The 17639-nt window shown below is 47.1% G+C and carries 6 protein-coding genes; all 6 read right to left on the bottom strand.

The genetic code is table 11. The features are described 5' to 3' along the window. Positions 1-27: 27 nt before the first annotated feature. Positions 28-3381 (bottom strand): VCBS repeat-containing protein, encoded by a 3354-nt coding sequence (locus CWM47_RS11610; RefSeq protein ID WP_100988132.1) that lies wholly within the window; start codon positions 3379-3381, stop codon positions 28-30. Positions 3382-3442: 61 nt separating this feature from the next. Beyond that, the gene (locus tag CWM47_RS11605) at positions 3443-6883 is read right to left on the bottom strand and encodes a VCBS repeat-containing protein (protein WP_100988131.1); all 3441 of its coding nucleotides are present in this window, start codon (positions 6881-6883) and stop codon (positions 3443-3445) included. Between the two features lie 204 nt (positions 6884-7087). Further along, a complete protein-coding gene (locus tag CWM47_RS11600) occupies positions 7088-8566 on the bottom strand; it encodes a RagB/SusD family nutrient uptake outer membrane protein (protein ID WP_100988130.1) in 1479 nt (492 codons plus the stop codon). Positions 8567-8690: 124 nt separating this feature from the next. After that, entirely contained in the window at positions 8691-11822 is a 3132-nt protein-coding gene (locus tag CWM47_RS11595; RefSeq protein ID WP_100988129.1) for a SusC/RagA family TonB-linked outer membrane protein, read from the bottom strand. A gap of 674 nt (positions 11823-12496) precedes the next feature. Continuing rightward, entirely contained in the window at positions 12497-15862 is a 3366-nt protein-coding gene (locus CWM47_RS11590) for a VCBS repeat-containing protein (RefSeq protein ID WP_100988128.1), read from the bottom strand. A 118-nt stretch (positions 15863-15980) separates the two neighbouring features. Then, entirely contained in the window at positions 15981-17573 is a 1593-nt protein-coding gene (locus tag CWM47_RS11585; protein WP_100988127.1) for a RagB/SusD family nutrient uptake outer membrane protein, read from the bottom strand. Positions 17574-17639: the final 66 nt, after the last annotated feature.

Genomic DNA, 17639 nt, shown 5'->3' with positions numbered 1-17639 from the left:
ATCAGACAAAATTAGGATTTATGTTAGCTATAATGATTTGAATACCTGCATGCCGGCATCATTTCGCGCCACAACAATCAATACACCCTGACCCGTATGAACGGGGCGAATATCCCGAATTTCGCCGTTGAGCAGAAAACCGACATCAACGGGCGACAATGCCGTGAAGTTGCCTTTGCCGTCGTTACGCAATACCAGACCATAACTGGCATCGTAACGCCCCTGATACGTACTTACGCCGTAGAAATTACCTCCGCCCAATATATCGAGGTCGCCATCGTGGTCAATGTCGATGGCGTGTAAGGCAAATAGTTTCGAGACTTGCGCCATCATGGGCAGTTCGTGTACAACAAATTTCCCATTTTTATTCTCCAGATAAACCGATGCAAATTGATTGACGGTAAACTCTTCGGCATCTTTCAGTTCATCATTTTTAAATACATCGTCGAGGGGCTTACCAGCAAAGGAGACATAATCCGTAAAGCGCTTGTTGATGATACTCGGCATCTGTTTACCCAACTCGTCTTTAAAAGCCAGTGGATACCACTCTTTGCCGCGATTATAAGCAATGATCTGCTCGGTGCTCTGGTTGTTGTCTACGTCCTTCACCCACATCCGTAGCTGTGAATCGGGAGTTTTGCGAAACTTGGTATTCGTCCCCATGTTGCCCGCAATCAGGTCAATATCACCGTCGTGGTCGAAGTCGGCAGCAATGACCCGCTGGTAGAAACCGCTCAATGGGGTTTCGTCTTCAGTAATGGGTTTGACTTCGGCAAACTTGCCGTTGTCGTTAGCGAAAATACGAATCGGCATCCAGTCGCCTGCCAGAATCAAATCCTGGTCTTTGTCGCCATCATAATCTACCCAGACAGCATCGGTAATCATACCGGCTTTTCGAAGCCCATCGGCCCGTTTGTCGGTCTGGTCTGAGAAATGCCCTTTGCCATCGTTAACGAGCAAATAGGAGTTTGGCGATTTTCCATAGCCGAATCCTACCACACGACCGCCGACGAATAAATCCAGATCCCCATCTTTATCAATGTCGACCGGTCGGACACAGCTTTTGTTGTCGAACATGTCCGGTAGCGCGTTCGCTGACCGAGCAAACGAACCTTTACCATCATTCAGGTAAAGGCGGTCAAGTTGCTCGGGCATTTTATTATAATACTCGTTGCCGCCCGATACTACATATAAATCCAGGTCTTTGTCGCCGTCGGCATCAAAGAAAACGGCGTCTACATCTTCATAAGTCGAATCCCTTTTGAAGTCAGGCTGAACTGATGGGCTGAATTTGCCGTCGGGTTGCTGGATTAATAAACTGCCCGCCTGCCACTTAGCACCACCGGCATAAATATCGTCCAGTCCATCACCATTAACATCACCCACCGCCAGATGTGGCCCCTCGGTCGACACCTTAAACGGCATCAACGACTCCCGAACGTAATCGAAATACTCATTATTTTCCTGGTGCTTATACGGAATTGAATCAGCAGTAGTCAAATCGGCGAAGAGCGGATGAATGGCAGGGGCTGCGTATCGAAAGCTGGTTCCATCAAGTTTCGCATCGGCCTGTTTCAACGTCAGCGACTGATTAGTTTTCACCTTCGTGCGAACTTCCATCTTTTGGTTTGGCCAGATTACAATCAGCGAATCAACAGTTGCCCGTTTGCCAAGCCCAAATACTAACTCGGGCGCAACCGACGATTCGAAGCCGCGTGTAGGCATCAACTGCTGCATCATCAGGCTGTCTTTACCATATTTTAAGATAACCTTTGCCCCTGTGCCGAAGTTGTTCGGCGAATTACCGCTCAGTTTAACGGTCAGGTGGGTGTTGTCCGGAAAGATCGTATTCGCTTCATTCCGATACAGGCTGGCCGGATCGTTGATATTGTTGGTAATCAAATCCAGATCACCATCGTTATCGAGGTCAGCGTATGCGGAACCGTTTGAATAATTTGGTGTCTCGAAACCCCAAGCCACCGACTTATCTTCGAACCGCAGGGAAGGGGTTCCCCGGTACAAATAGTTGTGTACCTTGCCTTCGGGCATTAGCTTGGTCGCCCGTTCATCGAGCGATTTCGAGGTTTCCATCGCATAGCGCAGGGAGTCATCAGCTGCAAACTTAACGTATTCAAGGTTGTTTGGCCGACGGACAATGCCGTTCGTGATGAACAGGTCTTTTATACCATCATTATCATAGTCGGCCAGCAACGGCGACCAGCTCCAGTCGGTGGCGGCTACCCCCGACATTGCTCCAATATCCATAAATTTCTTACCCGAAAGGCTCAATTGAAGGCAGTTCCGGCTGTATTGATTCATGTAGCCATAGGCCAGTTTATACACATAGATATCCAGAGGATCTTCTCCCAGCGACGATTTCTCAACCGTTTCATCTTCGGGATACATATCCAGCGTCATCACATCCGGAAAACCATCGTTGTTCACATCGGCAATGTCGTTGCCCATCGAAAAGCGGCTGGTATGCTGAAACGCTTTTCTAACGCTTTCCGTAAAGGTGCCGTCGTGGTTGTTGACGTAGTAATAGTCATCTTCATGAAAATCGTTGGAGATGTACAGGTCTTCCCATCCATCATTATTCATGTCGGCAACCGAGATGCCCAGGCCGTAGCCCATAGCGGCACCATAAATACCGGCTCGTTCGCTTACATTCAGGAAACGGGTAATCTTGCCCGCCGGAGCTTTCCCGGCTTTAGTTATGATCTGGTTTTCGTACAGGTAGTCACCTGACTCGTTGTTCCGGAAATTTCGGGCCGACACGCGGTCATAACTGCGCGATGTGTGAATGGCGTGATTAAGCAGATAGCAATCCAGGTCGCCATCGTGATCATAATCAAAAAAAGCGGCCTGGGTCGAAAATCCGGTGAAGTCAAGACCATAATCAGCGGCCTTTTCGGTAAAGGTTTCGTCGCCGTTATTGATGTACAGCTCGTTGGACCCTTCCTGCCCACGGAAATTGCCCACGGCACAAACATAGATATCGAGCAAGCCATCGCCGTTAACATCGGCCATAGTAGAGCCCGTTTGCCAATCGGCAAATCCTTCGACTCCCGCTTTGGCGGTGATATCTTCGAACTTAAAATTTCCTTTGTTGAGGTATAATTTGTTCTTACCCTGGTTAGAAACAAAGTACAGATCGGTTAGGCCATCGTTATTGATATCGCCCGCCGATACGCCCCCACCGTTGTAGAAATACAGATAATCGAGAATATTCAATTTCTCGGTCGGCTTCAACTGGTTCACAAAACCCACGCCCGTTTGGGTGGAGTCGAGTGTCTGGAAAAGTTTTTTTTCAGATTTGAAAGGGTTGCAACTCGTCAACGCCACAGCGCCAACAAACAGAAATAAAGCAATACGTTTCATAAGAAAAATGGATAATGGATAATGGAAAATGAACAATGATTTATAAGCTGAGGCTCATTGTTCATTTTCCATTATCCATTTTAAATATCTGCGCCCGGTCGTTGTTTTTGGCCAGAACGACTTGCCCTTGTGCCAGCTTTGCTATCCGCCGAACTTGCCCCCGCACGAAGAATCCCGACACAGTCGGATTAATGGATTCATAAGTAATCGAACCATCGGCGGCTTTTCCTTTATTGCGTAACAGTATGCCATAGTTAGCATCATACCGCCCGATTTCGGGAAGCACATCCAGAAAGTTTCCGGTCAACAGGAGGTCCGTGCGCCCGTCCTTATCATAGTCTGTGAAAAGGACACCACAAACGGGCGAAAACTGGGCTTCGGCAGGTAGTGCCTGAAACGTCAGATTCCCTTTGCCATCGTTCATCAGAATAGCCGTTGTACCCATGAAAGATTGCTTGACAACTGCCTGCTTTAACTGATCTTCATCCAACATATCGGTAATCTTTTTACCGGCATAGTCATGGAATTTCACATACTTTTTCTTGATCGTAGGCATGGCTTTCTGCAAATCCTGCTTCAGCACCATTGGGTACAATTCGCCTGTTTCATCGGCGCAGTTGATAATCTGCTCGACTGTACCATTATGGTCAAAATCACCAACGTAGATTTCGGCAGGAATAGTTTGGGTAGCCTTAATCCGGGAGTTAGTGCCCAAGTTCCCAATTACTAAGTCAAGATCACCATCGCCGTCGGCATCACCTGCGTTTACGCAGTTCCACCAGCCATTGGTCTTCAGTACCTCCCCTTTCGCATTCTTGATCGCTAGTGCCGGGTTCTGACTTAGTTTACCGTGCTTGTTTTCGAATATTTTTACGGGCTCCCAATCGCCAACAACAATCAGTTCGGGATAGCTGTCGCCATTCAGATCGGCCCAGGTAGCCGATGTGACCATACCCAACTGATCCACGTCGGGCAATGACCGCTTCGTGTAATTTTTGAAGTTTCCGGCGCCACCGTTAGTGAGCAGATAACTGGGTGGATTTTGACCGTATTTCCCCGGAATCAACCGCGACCCAACGAACAAATCAATGTCGCCATCCCGATCAAAGTCGGCAGCAGCCACGCAGGAGCCGCTTGCTTTCAGGTTTGGCAACGCTGTTTCCGAACGGGTAAAGCCGCCTTTTCCATCGTTCAGGTAAAATCGGTCCAGCAACTCGTCGGACTCCTCACTGAACTCGTTACTGCCCGACACGACATACAGGTCAAGATCTTTATCGCCATCGGCATCGAACAAAACAGCATCTACAGCCTCATAGGCTGTATCCTGACCCATTTGTGCTGGCGTTTTATCAACGAACCGACCAGCCGATTGCTGCATATATAGGTGTCCAGCCTGTCCACTGGCACCACCCAGAAACACATCGTCTAACCCATCGCCATTTACATCGCCAGTTGCCAAAGCGGGGCCCTGCGTCGAGACTTGCTGTTTAAGCAACGCATCCCGGTTGTAATCGACGAAGGGACTTTCTTTATGCACATAGTTCAGGCCCGATGCTGCGGTATTGTCCTGAAAAAAGGGTTCCTGTTTGGTAGTCGTTGGTTTCCAGAGCTGGTTGGCCTCCTGTTGCCGCAGGGTGAGCAATTGGTTGGCCTTCGGTTTGCGCAGAGTTTGCATCTTATCGTCCGGCCAGATGATTATTAATGAATCAATTGCGGGCGATGCGCCTAACCCAAATACCAGATTAAGGTCTACCGACGACTCAAACCCGCGATTGGGCATCTGCTGTAACAGTTGCGTTTGTGCAGGCTGGTAAACAAGCACACGGGCACCAATGGCGTTCCGATTCATGCCAAGTCCTTCCAGCTTGATCTTCAGGAAATTTGTTTTATTCTTTTCGACTGATTGATTCTGGTAAATGGCTACCGGGGCGTTCATATTATTGACGATCAAGTCTAAATCGCCATCATTATCTAAATCGCCATAGGCAGCCCCGTTCGAAAAATCAGGTTCAGACAGTCCCCAATCAAACGCTTTGTTGGTAAACTGTAGACCGCCATCGTTGTGAAAGGCGTAATTCGGAACGCCTTCCGAGGGGGCTTTATCCAAAAACTCTTTGAAGTTAAACTTACGCAAACGGGCAATTTGCGCCATGTTTTCGCCGTCAGCCAGGAAGTTCACGAAGTCCTGATCCGTTACGTCTTTGGCAATGCCATTGGCAACGAATATATCTTTTTGCCCGTCGTTGTCCATATCGAAAATGAGGGCACCCCAACTCCAGTCGGTCGCATGAACACCCGCAAAACGGGCCACATCGCTAAAAACGGGTAAGCCACCAGACCCAGGCTGAATGCCCCGATTCAGGTGCAGCATATTCTGCATGTATTGGTAGTGAAAGTCGCGGCCAACTTTAATCTGTTCCAAGTCATGACCCTCATAGCTCGACGTTTGTTTCAACCGCCGATCGTTGCCGGGGAGCATATCGGTTATAAAAATATCGAGTTTCCCGTCGTTATTCACATCAGCCACATCGGCTCCCATCGACGACAGGCTCGTGTGCGGCATCGACTCTTTGATCGACTCCTTGAAGGTGCCATCGTGGTTATTGATGTATAGATAGTCGCGCTCGTAAAAGTCATTGGAGATATAAATATCCAACCAGTTGTCGTCATTAACATCGCCAATGGTAATACCCAGTCCGAAGCCAATCAGGCTCCCGTAAATACCGGCCTGCTCCGAAACATCCGCGAAAACAGGAGCCGATGATTTATCTATGGCCAAGCCACTCTTTCGCTCTTTCGCTCTTTCGCTCATTAGGTTCCGAAACAGCTTATGTCCCCCCAATGAATCCCGCTCTGCACGCAGGTTGGCATACTGCAGCCTGCCAACGGGCATAAAGCTGTTGTTGAGCAAATACATGTCCAGATCGCCGTCGCGGTCATAGTCAAAAAAGGCCGCGTGGGTTGAATACCCGCGATCATTCAGCCCATATTCAGCTGCTCGCTCGGTAAAGGTAGGGATGCCGTTGGCGTCGTTGCCGTTATTTATAAAGAGTTCGTTGGCGCGGTCGTCTCCATTGCGATTCCCGGCATTACAGATATACAAATCGAGTCGCCCATCACCGTTCACATCGGCAAATGTGGCTCCAGTGCTCCAGGCTCGCTTACCGGCCACACCCGCTTTGGTCGTAACATCGTCAAATTGAATGCCGCTCTGCCCGGGTTTTGTTCGGTTCAGATAGAGTTTGTTGTCGCCCATATTGGCGATCATCAACACGTCTGATAAACCGTCATTATTAACATCGCCAATAGCGACACCTCCGCCATTATAAAAATTACGGTAATTGAAGATATTAAAGTCTTTATCGTCGGTAACGGTATTGCTAAAATTGACGTGTGTTTCGTCGGCAGGTAACTTTCGGAACAGAGGGTCTGACGGTGGCTGTTGTTCGGAACGGCAAGCGGCAAGCAGGCCTACTGCCAGTAATATCAAACTGATGCGCATTAGCACAAGTACGTGAATTATAAATTTTTATGTTTAAGACAAGTTATCGCTCAAGTGGATTCACTTAGGAAATAAGGACGACAAAGATAACGAATTACAAAGGTTGTTGAACGGCATATTTTGGATTAATTGGCTTTTAATCAGCCAGAAATGAAACGAGCAGGCCCAGATGAGCCTGCTCGTTTTCACCCTAAGTAAGGAAAATTAATAGCCTGGATTCTGCTTCAAATTCGGGTTCAACGATAGCTGATCCTTCGGAATTGGGAACAGTGTCCGATGATTGTCAGCCTCAGCATCTTTGAAACGCCATGCTTTTCCAAACTGCCCAAAACGGATCAAATCCTGACGACGGTGGTATTCCCATGCCAGCTCACGACCACGCTCTGCCAATAACTCATCCAGCGTAATGGTTGTATAGGCAGGCATACCGGCACGGGCACGAATCACATTCAAGTCAGGCAGGGCAGCACCCATATTACCCAAGCGCATGTTGGCTTCTGCCCGCATCAGATACACGTCAGCCAAACGGTAGACGACGAAATCGTTATCCTGCTCTGTAAACGAGTTGTTTTTCTGAATTTCGTACTTCTGACTACGAGCACCGGCCAAACGGCCATTAGCACCGGCATCAAAAACGAACGACTCAACTTCTGGGCGGAATACCATGTCCAAAGCGTCATCTTTCAAAGGTGTACCATCAGCTTTGTACTGCTGACCAACAAGCCACTGCTTCTTACGCAAATCTTTAGCGTCGAATGAGTTATAAAACTCCGTTACTGTAGCAAATCCATTCCAGGGAGCTGTACCAATATTGTATGTCAATTGGTTCAGGTAGTGGAGTCCCTGCATCTGTGGGTGAAATCCACCCCGTTTCGACTTGTCGAATGGCGTTGCCAGAATCGTTTCTGGTGAGTTCTGGTTCTGAACAGCAAAGTTGCTCAGGTAATCACCGGAAATCTGAAATTTACCCGATTTGATGAGGTTATCGCACCGTGTGATCGCGTCAGCCCAACGGGGAGTACCCGTGTAAACCTGTGCATTCAGGTACAGTTTAGCCAGAATCATGTCGGCTACATACTTGTTCATCCGGCCATAATACGCGCCACCCGATACATCACTCAGGTTTGGATAAACTGCCAGTAACTCCTTCTCAACGAAGGCGAATACCTCTGCCCGTGTGTTTTGCTTAGGCGTAGCAGCGGTAACAGCATCGGAGATAATCACATTGCCAAACAAATCCATTGCCTGGTAGTGAAAAAATGCCCGTAGTGCCCGTAGCTCAGCTTTCGTATTGGCATCAGTAATGGTGCCTAACTGCTGGTTGATACTGGTGATGTTGTTGTAGCACCAGGTCCAGGGGCCATTAAACTGACCATTGTCTGTAATAGGATCCCAGGTATGGGTATATAACCGTTTCCAGTTGTCTCCATCTTTCCAGTCACCACCACGGGTTGGCACGATCTGCTCATCCGTAGTTGTGTTCAGGTTGGACATGTTTCCCCAATATTCACCCAGACCATTATAAAGCGGGCCAATCAAAGCAGCAGCCTGATTGGGAGTACTACCAAACGTACCACTGGTTGGAATAACGTCATAGGTTGTTTCCGTCAGATCGGTACAGGATTGGCCTGCCAGCATCAGCGCCGAACAGCCCAGAAGCAATTTTATATTTATTTGTTTCATATAAGTTTTTGACAATTAATCAGTTACAGCGTTATGTAGACAAATCATGTACGCTATGTTAACTAAAAAAGTTTTCACAAACCGGAGATTTTTTTGAACAACATCCGGTTTGTGATTGAACCACTTAGAACGTTAGGTTAAGACCTAACTGGAACGTGCGTGTTTTTGGGTAAACAACGTTTCCATAGCCACCCCCATCTAAACCAACAGCATTAGGTGCCTGCTGAATTGTTCCATTGTTTTGTAAATCAGCCTTAACCTGCAATTCAGGATCAATACCTTTGTATTTAGTTATGATAAACAGGTTATTACCACCCGCATAGATCCGGGCATTTGTGATGTACTTGCTGGCTGGCAATGGAATATTATAGCCCACCTGCCAGTTATCGAAGCGCACAAATGAACCGCTTTCCAGCCAGTTTGACGTCAATACGTTCACACCGTAGTTTTTAGGGTAGTCCGTAACACCTTTCAGCATGTTGGTTTCCAGGATAGAACCTGGAATCAACAGGTTGGACCGGATGGCATTCAGGATCGTATTACCAAACGTGCCGCGCAACTGGAAGTATACATCAAATCCTTTGTAGCGGAATGTGTTGATAAACGAAGCATTCAGGAATGGCTGTGGGTTACCCTGTTTGACATAATTTCCTGAATTAACCCCAGCAGCGGCATCCGCCTTCCCTACCTCCGTTACCGGCGTGTCACCAGAGCCCGCTTTCAATAATGGCTGACCATCTGCCGAATAGGCACCTGTAAACGTTGGTACGTTATTGAATTCTCCCAATGGCTGACCTGGTACCAGGTAAGATGCATACACATCGGACAGACCACGACCATTAAAGGCGTTGAAACGAACCTGTCCGTTGCTGAACTCATCATTTGACAGCGAAACAATCGTGTTTTTGTTATAAGCGCCTACAACCCGTGAGTTCCAGGAGAAATTACCTTTCTGGATGACATCACCGCCAAAAGATAATTCAAACCCGCTGTTCCGCATCGAGCCTACGTTGGCCAGAATCGTGTTGGTAAAGTACTTGATACCATCGGCAGGTACTGAGTACGGATAGAGCATGTCTTTGGTCAGCTTGTTATAATACTCAACTGTACCAGAGAATCGACCGCCCAGTAACTGGAAGTCCAAACCAACGTTCGAAGTGGTCAGCACTTCCCATTTCAGGTTCGGGTTTGCATTCTGGGTGATACCATAACCTGGCAGGAAGTCACCCAGCGTACCATCATAATAAGTACCTTTCTGACCATATAACTGAATCGAGTTATAGGCCGCAATACCTTCTGAATTACCCGTTTGTCCATAACCAACACGCAGTTTCAGGAAGTTAAGCGTGTTGCTCTTTGGGAAGAACGACTCGTTGGTAATGGTCCAGCCTGCACCCACCGATGGGAACACGCCCCATTTGTTGTTGGCACCAAATTTAGAACTACCATCCCGCCGTACCGTAGCCGTTACGTTATACTTATCATTCAGATTCAACGACGCCCGTCCAAAGAAAGAGATCAACTTTGCGTTGTTGCGGTATGAAGTAGCGTAGTTGTTACCAGGGTTAACCAGCGTACCTGACCCTAAGCCCAGGTTACTATAGTTGATATCGCTGGTTACGAAACCTGAGTTAGCTGCTGTAAAACCATCATTATCAAAGCTCTGGTAAGAGTACCCACCCAATAACGAGTAATTGCTGCTCTGATTGCCAAATGCTTTGGTATAGTTTGCTGTTAATTCCAGCAATTTCGTATTCGATTCGTAAAATCTCCGGCTAGCCCGGCCATTGTTAGCGGCATAGGCTTTTATAGCTGGATTGGTATAGAAGTTGTCGACGCTGTTATCCCGCTGTATCTGACCGTTAACGCCCAGCGTCAATCCGTCCAGTACTTCGTAGCGCAGGTTCATACCACCCTGTAAATACCGCTGTACGCCGTTATTGATAACATTTTCCTGCATGGCAACCGGGTTGAAGAGGTCGAAACTACCACCTACTTCGTAATATGATCCGTCCGCATTTTTCACAGGCAATGTTGGCAGGAACGTAACGGCACGGCCAATGATGCCACTGTCATATTTCTTGTTCGTTTCAGAGTACGACAGATTATACTGAACATTCAGTCGGTTATCGAAGGCTTTCTGATCAAGGTTGATACGACCCGTCAGACGATCCAGACCCGTATTTTTGATAATACCGTTCTGGTTTATATAGTTGAGCGAACCCCGATAGCTGAACGTTGGTGAACCACCCGCAATCGAAAGATCATGGTTATTGACGGTTCCATTCTGTGTAACCTGCTTCGTCCAGTCGGTATTGTAATTTCCAGCGGGGAAACGCTGTAAATCATTCAATGACGCAGCTCCTTTAATTTGAGTAACGGCATCCCGATACCCTTGTGCGTCCAGCATTTCATACCGCTTTGAAATGGTCGATATACCTACGTAGTTATTAAAGGAAACCGTTGTTTTACCCGACTTACCGCGCTTGGTGGTAATAAGGATAACGCCATTAGCTGCCCGTGAGCCATAAATAGCTGCAGCAGAGGCATCTTTCAATACGTCCATCGACTCGATGTCGGAAGGAGAAATTGTGTTGATTGGAACACCAATCATACCGTCTACTACATAAAGCGGATCGCTACCACCGGCCAGCGAGGTATATCCACGCAGACGAACCGTTGGTTGCTGGTTCGGATCGCCCGAAGGAGACGTGATTACCAGACCGGCAACTTTACCCTGAATGGCTTGCAGTGGGTTTGGGTTCACACCAGCGTTGAAGTCTTTGGCCGAAACCTGAACAACAGAACCGGTCAAATCTTTCCGTTTTGCCGTACCATAACCAACGACAACCACTTCGTCGAGCGCTTTGGTGTCGTCAGATAGTTTTACGTCTACAGTCGTGCGGTTTCCAACAGCTACTTCCTGCGAAGTATAGCCAATGAAGCTCAACACAATCGTTGCATTGTCTGGCACGTTGGCCAGCGAGTACTTACCATCGGCATCGGTGTTTGTGCCGCGCTGGGTACCCTTTAGTTGTACACTTACACCAGGTAGCGATGCGCCTGATGGATCCGATACTTTACCCGTTACGGTGCGGCCCTGCGCCCATGCTGCGGCATTACCCAACAGCATTACCATTACCAGCATGGCCATAAAACGAGCGAACGCTTTCTGACTGAATGACTGGGGTTGGAGTTCTCCAACCTGACCTACGTTGCCGCCGAAACGGTTAATTTTGTAGGAGTTGTTCATCATAGGTTTACGATAAAAATGATTGATTTGTGATTTATGATTAAAGTCTAACTTCTACTTAACTCTTCTATTTGATCATAGTGAATATTAGCCATTTACCATGTCTAACTCACGCAATTCTATCAACTTGACGAGATTTTATAGAATTAATCCTTAACCATTTAGCGAATTACATCATGTTAAGAATAAAATACAAATAATGCTGGTCAAAATTGTATTACCAGCTGTCAAAATTGAGTCATAAATATTGTTAAAATTTATGAAAAAAATAAGATTAATCATATAACTACAATTATCTATCTGTTTGATTTATAGAGTATATTGAATAAATAAATTAATTTATTATGGTACTTTTGGTATAAGCATAATTTTAACTATCAGTAAGTAATTACTCCATTTTATATTCAGTATTTTGACCTAATCTATAGTCATACATCAATGCATATTAGCAAATACACAGTTTTACTCTATATACCTCGTCTTTGATTTAGCAACTTGGGTTGATTCCTTCAGTGTTTGCTTATTTATATGAGTTACAATCCTCCTATAAATAGTTGTCCCCCTGTTGCATTACCCCTAATCTGGAATAATGCAACAGGGGGACAGTTACAACCTCTTTAAGCACCAGCCAGCAGAGCTTATTGTAATTAATATCTGAAGATGCCTGTTTTTAAAACTTACTTTTTCGCCAACGTAAAAACCTGAGCCTTGTCGTTATTTTTAGCCAATAAAATAAATTGTTTGCCGTTGGCACCGCCCACAGGCAGCATCTTCCGTACCTGACCTCGCACAAAAAAGCCCGTCTGGACAGGTTTTGTAGCAACAAAATCACCTTTCCCATTCCCCGCCAACAGCAAACCGTAATTGGCATCATACCGACCAAGTTCGGTCAATACATCAAAGAAGTTACCAGCTAATAGAATATCCATTTTGCCATCGCCATTGTAATCACTAGTCAGAATGGTGTGGATAGGTGAGGTCTGCGCCTGAACAGGCAATGACTTGATCGAAAAATTACCCTTTCCATCGTTTATCAGGATTGATGTTTCTGCCGTTTGTACGGTCTTGACGCTCATACCCTGCCGTTGCTGTGCCGAAAAGATATCGTCAAAGCTCGCTTTGGCGTAATCGGTATGCTTGAGGTATTTGGTTTTAATAGATGGAATCCGCTTCTGCAGGTCTGACTTCTGTACCATCACGCATTCGCGGGCTTCTCCCGGCCCATCGCCCAGGTCGGGGCTGGGTCGAAAACAGGTAATGACCTGATCGTATGAACCATTCCGGTCAAAGTCATTGCTGTACAGATGTGCCGGTTCTTTTGCTGATGCAACCATACGGCTATTGAGCCCCAAATTACCAGCAATAAAGTCTACATCGCCGTCATTGTCCAGATCAGCGGCCTGGATTGTATTCCACCAGCCCCCTGTATTGGCCAGAGTTTCATTATCTATTTTTTCAAAGCCTTTTCCCTGCTTGTTTCTGAGGATTGTAATGGGCATCCAGTCACCAACCAGTATTAAATCGGGATAACGATCATGATCGATATCAGCCCAGACAGCATCGGTAACCATACCAATGTCCTTTGAGAAGGGCATCAATTCGCTGGTAGCTTTGCGAAAATGGCCTTTTCCATCATTTACCAGAAGCAACTGGTCTGGATTTTTACCGTATTGCCCCGAAATCATTCTTGATCCCACGAACAGGTCCTGATCGCCATCCAGATCGAAATCTGCCGCCACAACACAGGAGTTATTATCTGTACTACGAGGCAAATTCCTATCCCATGTAAAATTTCCTTTTCCGTCGTTTACATAAAAACGGTCGGCCATATACGTGGGATCTTCAAACTCATTCCCGCCCGTGGCAATGTATAAATCCATGTCCTTGTCGCCGTCAGCATCAAAAAACGTGGCCGCTATATCTTCAGAATAAAGGGCATCGAGCAGAAAGGGTTGCTTCTGAAGATGGAAGGTGCCATTGGCCTCCTGGACATACAATGACCGTGGCATAGTAGCCGCGCCACCCAGAAACACATCGTCCAATCCATCTCCATTTACATCGCCTACGGCTAAAGCAGGCCCTTCCCGCGATAACATCTGTTTCAACAAACCATCCCGATCATAATCAACAAATGCGTTCTCTTTATGCACATAGTTCAATTTCGACGACTCTGTTACATCCTGAAAAAGGCGATTAGCCACAGGGATGGCTACCGCAGGCAGTATCGTTTGATCGGCCTTTGCATGGGCCAGCGTTAGGGTCGTGTTAGCCCTGGGTTGTGGTATAAGCTGTTTCTTATCATCCGGCCAGATAACGACCAGCGAATCAATGCGGGGATTATCGCCCAGGCCGAATACCATTGTTAAATCGACTGATGATTCGAAACCCCGGTTCGGCATTTGTTGTAAATACTGCGTTTGAGGTTTTCCGTCGGCGCCTTTCTGATATACGTACACTTTGGCACCAATCGCATTCAGGTTGCGGCCATAACCGTTGAGTTTAACTCGTAGAAAGTTTTTATGATTCTTGTCAACCGATGTATTTGCGAAGATCGAAACGGCCGAGTTATTGTTGTTGACCACCAAATCCAGATCACCGTCATTGTCCAGGTCGCCATAAGCGGATCCGTTCGAAAATGATGGCTCACCCAGGCCCCAGTCAACGGCCTTGTTTTCGTATTTCATACCATCGCCCATGTTGCGAAACGCATAGTTTGGCAAAGGGCGGGAGCCCATTTTATCGACGTATGCTTTATAATCGAATTTCTTTGTCCCGTCAATCATGGATCGTAAATCCGGGTTATCGGCTAGAAAAGACATATAATCCTGATCGGTAAGGTCTTTCAGGATACCGTTGGCTACAAAAATATCTTTCTTGCCATCCATATCCATATCGAACAATAAGGCTCCCCAACTCCAGTCGGTGGCCGATGTGCCCGCCATTCGGCCAATTTCGGAGAACGTGCCATCGCCGTTGTTAAGGTGGAGCATATTGCGGGAGTCCTGGTAGAAAAAATCCCGTGATTCCTTCAACTGGCCCAGTTCATAACTTTCAAAGGCAGTGGTGGTTTTCAGTCGATAGTCGTCATCAGGGAGCATATCCGTCACGAAAATATCGAGGTTGCCATCATTATTGACATCGGCAATATCGGCCCCCATAGAGGCCAGACTAGTGTGCCCCATTTCGTTCTCAATATCTTCTTTAAAGGTGCCGTCTTTCTGGTTAATATAGAGGTAATCGCGTTCGTAGAAGTCGTTAGAAATGTAAATATCCGGCCAGTTATCATTGTTGACATCCCCAATGGTAATGCCCAGTCCAAAGCCAATCAAGCTTCCGTAGATACCAGCCTGGGCCGACACATCGGTGAATGGTTTATCGGGACCTTCGTTTCGAAACAATTTATGCCCACCCAGTTTATCCCGGGTAGTGCGCATGTTTGCGTATCCCAGGCGATCCATTGGGGTGAAGCTGTTATTGAGCAGATACATGTCCAGATCGCCGTCGCGGTCATAGTCAAAAAAGGCCGCATGAGTCGAAAAGCCTCCATCCCACAAACCGTACTCTTTGGCTTTTTCGGCAAAAACAGGCACCCCATTTTTAACCCCCTGATTAATGTATAACTGGTTTCCCCGCTCATCGCGGCTGCCCGAATTGCAGACATAAATATCCAGCAGACCGTCGCCATTTACATCGGCAAACGTGACGCCCGTCGACCAGAATTTCTTTCCGACAATACCCGCTTTTTGCGTCACATCGGTAAACTTCATCCCTCCCTTGTTGAGGTACAGTTTATTTTCTTCAAAATTGGACGTCAGAAACACGTCTGATAAACCATCATTATTAACATCGCCAATAGCGACACCTCCACCATTGTAGAAATTACGGTAGTTGAAAATATTGAAGTTCTTTTTGTCGAGGCTTCGGTTTATAAAACCAACACCCGTTTCGGAGGCAGGCAATGTCACAAACAGCGGGTCTGGCCGTTTGTGACATGATAGAAGCCCCAAAAAGATAATGGCCAGCAGGCCAGGTTTCTTACTCATAGTATTATAATAACGCTACACTGGCCGGTGTCGTGCGGCAAATAGGCCCATAACAAAATCAAACAGCAGCCCACAATCAGGCTGCTGTTTGATAATTCATTTACCAGTTAATTAAACCCTAATAGCCTGCATTCTGCGGCTGCAAATTCGGGTTACTGTCAATTGCTTGTTGTGGGAAAGGGAACAACACAGCCGTTGCAGGCGATGTAGTTGGCCGCTGATCAACAGGATTCAGGAACGTACCAAAGCGAATTTCATCGCTCCGGCGCCAGCCTTCCCAGTACAATTCACGACCACGCTCAGCCAGCAAAGCGGGCAAATCAACCGTAGAAATAGCCGAAGCACCACGCGTTAGGCGGAGATTATTGACAATGGCAGCGGCTGTTTGACCCTGCGAATCAGTACCACCACGTAGAATAGCTTCTGCCTTCATCAGCAATACATCGGCATACCGCAGGAATACATAGTCATTGGTTGGGTTATTGTATGTGAGCGGGTTGGGCAGGTACTTGACGACCCGGATACCCTGCACTTCATTCGCTAACGCAATATTGACCTGTGGTGTAAAGACCAGCGGGTTGCCGCTGCGATCTTTTAATTGGGGCGCAGCGGCTGTTCCCTTGGTAGGACCATATTGTTGACCAACCTGGAATCCGGCGGTAATACCTGTTGCCGGGGTCAAATCGGCAGGTTGTGCACCACGCCGTTCATCAGTAGCCTCAAAACTATTGTAGAAGTCCGCCAGCGTAGTAAATCCATTCCAGGCACCAATATATTGATTGTAGTGCTCTGTCATGAAATAGCGGTTCTGAACGCTACCTGGCTGCGCCGTTGAAGTGTTCTGAATCGTGAAGATCAACTCCTTGGAGCGTTGGTCGTTATCCCAGTGAAAATTATCGTAGTAATTTCCTTTCGTTGTCAACGCAAATTTGCCGGATGCAATGACCTGATTGGCAAAATATACGGCCGAATCCATGTCTGCTTTAACAAACGTGAACGGACCCGCTGGCGTAGAAGACGGCTGATTGTATACCGCCCGGTTCAAATACATTTTAGCGAGCATGGCCGCTGCGGCTTCTTTGCTTGCCACATTGGCTGTTGCCTGCGTATAGGCTGGCAATACATTGAAAGCCGCCCGTAAATCGCTAAGAACAAAGTTAGTAGCCGCTTGCCGACTCAACACCTGTGGATTGGCATCGGCGGCATCGGTCACCTGACGAACCGGCACCCGACCCCACAAATCGACAATACTTGATGTGAAGAAGCCACGCAAAAACTGCGCCTGTGCAACCAGTTGGGCATTAGAGCCAGCAGCAAAAACTGCCTGCGTAGCGCGAAAAGCACCTGTGTTCAGGTCATTCCAGGCATTCAGAATCTCCACGTGCTGCGAATCCCAAGTATGCTGGTGTAGTTTACGCCAGACGCCGAAATCGTCCCAGTCAGTACCCCGGGTCGGTCCCATCATCTCATCGGACGGGTGTTCCTGTAAAGAATAGGCGCGGCCCTGGTTGGTAGCAATGGCATTCAATGCCTGATAAGCTCCCTGTAGGGTAGCCGTTGGGTCTAACCTGATAGCACCTACGGTAGCATCAGTCGATGATAATGACCCGAACACTTTATCGTCCAGATTGGTACAACCATTGATGCCAACACTGCCAAGCAATATAGTGCCTGTCAATAAGCCAATGGTCTGATATTTAAATGAATTCATGTCGTTGAAAATTGTAAGTAGTCTGTTTGCTATCTGGTATTTTGACACCTAAAACAGAGTCAAAAT

Origin of the sequence: Spirosoma pollinicola, assembly GCF_002831565.1 — a bacterium.
GTDB lineage: Bacteria > Bacteroidota > Bacteroidia > Cytophagales > Spirosomataceae > Spirosoma > Spirosoma pollinicola.
This window is presented reverse-complemented; position numbering and strand designations above follow the sequence as displayed.